We start from the raw sequence: 6,000 nt of genomic DNA, 5'->3' as shown, positions 1-6,000 counted from the left end.
GCCTTGGTCCGGGCGATCATCGTGCGCACGGACGAGGCGGCGGCGCGCTGCTGCTGGAGCTCGGCGGCGACCTTCGCGTCGACGAGGAGCGAGCGGCCCGCGGTCTCCTCCTGCCAGAGCAGGTGGCGGCGCACGTCCTGGAGCACGTCGGCCAGCTCCTGCGTGGAATCAGGCGTGTCGTCGTTCACGGGGGTGATCGGTATCGAAGGGGCCGTCCCGGCGCAAGGAAGCAGCCGGAGAAGTTGCCTGTACGCTTAGCCCAGGGTCGGGGCTTCCGCCACCTTCCGGGCGGAAGCCCCGGGCACTGGTCGAATCAGGACACACCCCCGGCGTAACGCCCTTGGCCACGGGGCGGACCTGGGGAAGATGCCCGGCGCTGGTTCCACGCCCTTTCCCAGGAGTTCCTCGCACATGATCAAGGTGGCCATCGTCGTCGGCAGCACGAGGCCCGGCCGCAAGGCGGACAAAGTCGCGGCTTGGGTCCACGACATCGCGAAGAAGCGCAGCGACGCCACGTACGAGCTCGTCGACATCCAGGACTTCAACCTGCCCCTGCTGGACGAGCCGACCCCGCCGTCCGCCGGCAAATACACCCAGGAGCACACCAAGAGGTGGAGCGAGACGGTGGAGGGCTACGACGCGTACATCTTCGTCACGCCCGAGTACAACCACGGCACGTCCGGCGCGCTGAAGAACGCGCTCGATTACATCTACAAGGAGTGGAACAACAAGGCCGCCGGCTTCGTGGGCTACGGCAGCGCGGGCGGAGTGCGCGCGGTGGAGCAGCTGCGCCTGGTCGCCGCCGAGCTGCAGATGGCCACGGTGCGCGCGCAGGTGCAGCTGTTCCTGTCCACCGACTTCGAGCACTACACCGTCTTCAAGCCGGACCCGGCGAAGGAGAAGCAGGTGAACACGCTGCTGGATCAGGTCGTGTCCTGGGGCACGGCGCTGCGCACGGTGCGCGTGAAGCCGTAGCGGTTTCAGGTGTCCTGGCGGGCCCGCTCCACTGCGGCCCGCCGAAGCGCCTCGGCCGTCTCCGGGTCCGCTGGGAAGAAGGACTCGATGGCCAGCTCCGCGAGCGTGATGTCCACGGGCGTGCCGAACACGGTGATGGTGCCGAAGAACGACAGCAACCCCAGTGACGTGTGGATGCGCAGCGGCACCACCACGCCGCCGAAGTCGCGCGCCTTGGAGTCGGGTGTGGCCTCCGGCACCGGGTAGCCACGCAGCTCCTCCAGCAGCGCCGCGAGCGTGGCGTCCGCGGAGACGTCCACCTGCCGCGTCAGGCGGTGGAGGACGTGGTCGCGCCACTGGCGCAGGTTGTCGATGCGGGAGGCCAGCCCCTGGGGGTGCAGGCTCAGGCGCAGGACGTTGATGGGGGGCACCAGGAGCTCCGGCGCCAGGCCCTCCATCAGGATGCCCAGGGCGCGGTTCGCGGTGACGAGCGTCCAGTGCCGGTCCACCGCCAGCGCGGGGTACGGCTCATGGCCCGCGAGCACCAGTTCCACGGCCTCGCGCGTGGCGTTGAGGGCGGGGTCGTCCAGGGGGCGTTCGGCGAAGACGGGCGCGAAGCCCGCGGCGACGAGCAGGCTGTTGCGGTCTCGCAGGGGCACGTCCAGTTCCTCCGCCAGGTGCAGCAGCATGTCGCGGCTGGGCTGGGAGCGGCCGGTCTCCAGGAAGCTCACGTGACGGGTGGAGACCTCCGCGCGCAACGCGAGGTCCATCTGGCTCAGCCCGCGCCGCTGTCGCCAGCCGCGCAGCAGTTCTCCCACGGGGCGGCTCTGCTGAAGGCTCGTCATGGATTGGGAAGATAGGGGGCGCACGTCATCGCTTCCATTCCCTCGGAGGTAATCGACGCCGCGCACCTGGCCGCGCATCTTGTCCATCAACGACGGACGGCCTTTCCCAAGGCCCGCGCCGTCGCGTTCATCCATTCCACTGAAGGGAACGTGTGCCATGAGCAAGACGAACGTGTCGGGAAGCCTGTTGCGCCGCGTGCTGCTGCTGGACGGCGTCGCCAGCGGGGCGACGGGCCTGTTGGGGGCGCTGGCGGCGGAACCGCTGGGGGCGCTGACGAGCCTGGAGCCGGGCATCCTGCGCGCGGCGGGGCTGGGGCTGATCCCCTTCGCGTTGCTGCTGGTGTACCTGGCGTCGCGGGCCACCCTGCCCTCCTGGCCGGTGTGGTGCGTGGTCGCGGTGAACGTGACGTGGGTGGTGGACAGCGTGCTGCTGCTGACGCACGGGCCGACGACGCCCACGGGCCTGGGGGTGGCGTTCGTCATGGCGCAAGCGCTGGCGGTCGCGGTGTTCGCGGCGCTGGAGTACGCGGGCCTGCGGCGAGGCGCGACGGTGGCGACGGCCTGAGTGTCGGGTCCGCGCGGTTCGGGCGTGACACCGTGCCGCGCGGATGGACAGGGGTTGCTAGCGTGACGGGACATGAGTTCCCTCCCGCGCCCGTGGCTCGTCATCGCAGCGCTGTCCTCCGGGGTCATGGGCTGCGCCACGCTCGGTGGCGCGCAGGGGAAGGACCTGGTGACGCTGCGCTACGCCTGGCCGGAGCAGTCCACGATTCGCGTGATGCACACGGTGGACGTGCGGACGGACTGGAGCGGACGGCAGACGGCGCAGCGCCGGTACTCGATGCGACTTGGTCCCGCGGATGAAGAGGGGCGCCGGCGGTTGGTGTTCCAGGACGTGGAGATCATCGAAGCCCCCTTCCCTGCCTTCGTGGAGCCGCTGTCCGCGTCCATCATCGACGCCCAGGGAGACTTCCAGGGGATTGATCCGCTGGAGGACGGCCCCGGCAAGGACCTGCTGGACGCGCTGCCGGTCAGCCCCATGAAGAAGGCCCAGATGGCAAAGGCCCTCAGCAACGGACTGGAGCGTGAAGCCCGCAACCGGTGGGACGAGTGGGTCGGAAGCTGGCACGGAGCGAGATTCAAGCCCGGGAGGACGCAGGTCGTGCCGATGACGATGTCCGTGGGCACTGGCCGCAAGAAGACCGAGGACGTTCCCGCAGAGGAGCGCGTCCGGCTGGACGTAGGAGTGCCCTGCTCCGACGCGGTGCCGGAGCCCAGGTGCGTGAAACTGAAGCTCGTCCGTGAACCTGTCGGACAGACGGACGAGGCGAAGGGAAGATACGCGCACGAGGAGCTGGAGTTGGTGACGGATCCGGCGACGCTGCTGCCGTACTCGTCACGCGTCATCCGCATGGACCGCGTGGACTGGAACGGCGGGCGCGGTGAGCCCGACTTCCATGAGGCCGTGCACGTGGAGCAGCACACGTTCATTCACGGGGTGGAAGGGCCCCCGGGACAGGTCGCGGCTGTTCAGCCCGTGAGCACATCGCGGAGATGAACTACGGAGAGGTCCAGCTTCAAGACACGCCCGCAGCGCTTCTCCAGGGGCCCACCCAGGGCGATGGTGGTAGCCGTCCGGTCCGCCTCGCTCGGCTCCGACGCGGCGTCGGGGTGGGAGCGAACCACCCCATGCGGCCATGATCATCCGCAACCACGAACCACCACTCTCCGGTATGGGAAGCGCAACCAAATCAATATTCCGCAGCAAGCGCGTTTAATTAACGAGGATCGCGTACAACCTTTCGAAGCACACGGTGCGCATTCCTCAGCGTTCTTCCCCCGGACCATCTGTGAACCTTCAATTATCCCTGAACGTGCCGACGCGTCTTTTTCCACTTCTTTCGCATGGACTTGTCCCTCTTGCTTTCCTGGGACTCCTACTGATGGCTCCCCCAAGCCACGCTGCATGTCAGGATGGAGAATCCGCGTCGTGCGCAGTCTCCGGCGAGTCCTGCCCAGGGCAGAGGATCTGCGAGGGCGGCCGATGGGGTGTTTGCGAACCCGTGGAATGCAATCCCATTGTCATCACGCCGAGTTTGCGCTCGGAGGGGCTTGGCTCCGGAAACGAAGTTAGCGCCATTCCTCAAGGTGCCAGCGCTCTGCGTTCTTTCGTCTATCCGCGAGACTTCAACTTCATCGCTTCAGTCGATGCGGGCCCGGCAATAAGCACGTTGCGCCTATCTGGCAGTGTCGACGTCAAATGCGAACTAGGGGGAGTCGAATACTCCTTCCAGACGCCATTTCTCCAGGACCTGGCCGGCAATGGCAGTACCGCGGGCCTGACCTTGACCCGTTCGTTCAGCACAAACTCCGCCTTGTGCCCCGCGGGCTACCGTCGAGTCGCCGTGCGCTACCAAGCGGTTGCCACGGCATTCCCATCGACCGGCCCGGGCGTGTCCACGCTCACTGGAACAGCCGAGTACCTTCGGTGGCTCAAGTTCATGACATGGAACATCCACCATGGCGTGGGCCGGGACCAGGTCCTGAATCTACAGCGAATCTCCGACACCCTTCTGGCCTCAGGAGCCCACTTCGCCGGGTTCCAGGATGTGGATCGCTACTGGTCGGGCCGGAGTGATTGCAAAAACCAGCCGATGCTTCTCCAACAGCAAACCGGATGGGCCATGCGCTACAGCGCGAGTCTCGATCAGAGCGGCAACATCTTTCAATGCGGCCTGGGCAATCGTCGACAGTACGGCAACCTCATTCTCAGTCGCTTCCCCATCCAGTCGGATGCCATCTGGTATCTCTACTATCCAGATGGCTATGAGCGACGCTCCGCCATTGGTGCTGTCGTATCCATCGGCGGAACTTCCATCACCATCTTCTCGTCCCATCTCCAGCATGGCTCCGGTTCATCACTGGAGACCATCCGGTACTTCCAGGCCATGGACCTGATGGAGTTCATCAATCTCTACAGCGGCCCCAGGGTGCTGATGGCCGACCTCAACGCAATTGAAACTGCGTGGGAACTGCAGCCAGTACGAGATGGCCTCCAGGATACTTGGTTCGCGGCGGGGAACCCCTCTGCTGACCGGATCGACTACATCTTCTCGACGCCGCTCCCTGTCGCCCGTAGTTACAAGGTGGCGTCGGATGCATCGGACCATGATGCACTGATGAGCTGGGTGACCCTCGAGCCCGCGAGCGCACCCTAGTCAGCAGTGAACGAGGGCCTTCCGACACGCGGCCAGTGAGCTACAATCCGATTGCGCGGAGCAACGGACAGTCCGTGCACGGAAAGATGGTGGAAAGGCGTGAGACTCGCTGGGTTCGTGATCCACGGAAATAACCAGGACACCCTGCCCCGATGCCTGGAAGGCCTCTTGGCGGTTTGCGACGAGGTCGTCGCCCTGGACTCGTTATCCACAGATGGGTCCACAGAGATTGCCAAGCGGATGGGGGCTCGCTCAGTGTCTATGGCCTGGGCGGGCTACGGCGCGGCCCGCGCAGCGGCCCTCTCTGCGCTTGAGCCCTCCGAGTACGTCTTCTTCCTCGACTCGGACGAATACTTGGATACGGAAGCCGTTGAGGCGATCCGTGCATGGAAGAAGAGCCACCCACAGGAGTCCGTGTACCGCCTCCCACGGAACGACTGGGCAGAACTCGACGGTCGACGGTTCTTGTACCGCACGGAGTGGCGCGCGCGCCTCATTCGCCGAGAGGTCGCGGTCTGGCGTCCAGAGATGATCGTCCACGAGGCGCTACCGCGCATGCGCTCGGGGCGCCTTCATGCGCCAATCGAACACCGGTTCGCCACTTCCCTTTCCTTGCGCTCGTCCAAGGAACACCGGTATGCGCTCCTCTGGGCAGTCATGGCCTTCTCAGAGGGGCGCAGGTCCAAGCCCACGCTTCTCCAGCGTCCCGCGCACATGCTCCGGGATGGGCTACTGAAAGGGGCGCTGTGGCGCGGGGGCTTGAAAGCACTGAAGCTCGCGTGGGTGGTCTCCGGCTACCATGCGGCCAAATACCGCTTCCTGAACGACCTGCGAAGAGGACGTCATCCGGAACTGGTCCAGGCATTTCAAGAGCGTCGCTTTGGCGAGTTGTTTCAACAGGTCAAGACCGTTGACCTCTCTTCTTGATACAAGACACGTCCTGTCGTGCACACCAAGTCATCGTGCGGACCTTAGCTCGTAGG

General features: G+C 65.6%; 6 protein-coding genes and 1 pseudogene. 5 read left to right on the top strand and 2 right to left on the bottom strand.

Going from position 1 to position 6,000, the window contains the following annotated elements; translation table 11 throughout:
• Nucleotides 1-188: pseudogene (locus D7V80_RS27675) on the bottom strand (uracil-DNA glycosylase); the annotation flags it as partial.
• A 223-nt stretch (nucleotides 189-411) separates the two neighbouring features.
• Between D7V80_RS27675 and D7V80_RS27670 the strand changes: the two are divergent.
• Entirely contained in the window at nucleotides 412-975 is a 564-nt protein-coding gene (locus tag D7V80_RS27670) for an NADPH-dependent FMN reductase (protein ID WP_120591012.1), read from the top strand.
• 5 nt (nucleotides 976-980) lie between these two features.
• On the opposite strand, the gene D7V80_RS27665 is transcribed toward D7V80_RS27670, so the two are convergent.
• Nucleotides 981-1,772 (bottom strand): helix-turn-helix domain-containing protein, encoded by a 792-nt coding sequence (locus tag D7V80_RS27665; RefSeq protein ID WP_304988397.1) that lies wholly within the window; start codon nucleotides 1,770-1,772, stop codon nucleotides 981-983.
• Between the two features lie 184 nt (nucleotides 1,773-1,956).
• On the opposite strand from D7V80_RS27665, the gene D7V80_RS27660 reads away from it, so the two are divergent.
• From D7V80_RS27660 to D7V80_RS27645, 4 genes are all read left to right on the top strand, one after another.
• The gene (locus tag D7V80_RS27660) at nucleotides 1,957-2,364 is read left to right on the top strand and encodes a hypothetical protein (RefSeq protein WP_120591010.1); all 408 of its coding nucleotides are present in this window, start codon (nucleotides 1,957-1,959) and stop codon (nucleotides 2,362-2,364) included.
• Nucleotides 2,365-2,436: 72 nt separating this feature from the next.
• Complete coding sequence (locus tag D7V80_RS27655) at nucleotides 2,437-3,357, top strand: hypothetical protein (RefSeq protein ID WP_120591009.1); 921 nt, start codon at nucleotides 2,437-2,439, stop codon at nucleotides 3,355-3,357.
• Between the two features lie 505 nt (nucleotides 3,358-3,862).
• Nucleotides 3,863-5,017 (top strand): endonuclease/exonuclease/phosphatase family protein, encoded by a 1,155-nt coding sequence (locus tag D7V80_RS27650; RefSeq protein WP_158616710.1) that lies wholly within the window; start codon nucleotides 3,863-3,865, stop codon nucleotides 5,015-5,017.
• Nucleotides 5,018-5,116: 99 nt separating this feature from the next.
• Complete coding sequence (locus tag D7V80_RS27645; protein WP_120591007.1) at nucleotides 5,117-5,944, top strand: glycosyltransferase; 828 nt, start codon at nucleotides 5,117-5,119, stop codon at nucleotides 5,942-5,944.
• Nucleotides 5,945-6,000: the final 56 nt, after the last annotated feature.

The sequence above is a fragment of the Corallococcus sp. CA054B genome, from assembly GCF_003611625.1.
GTDB classification, from domain to species: Bacteria; Myxococcota; Myxococcia; order Myxococcales; family Myxococcaceae; genus Corallococcus; species Corallococcus coralloides.
This window is presented reverse-complemented; position numbering and strand designations above follow the sequence as displayed.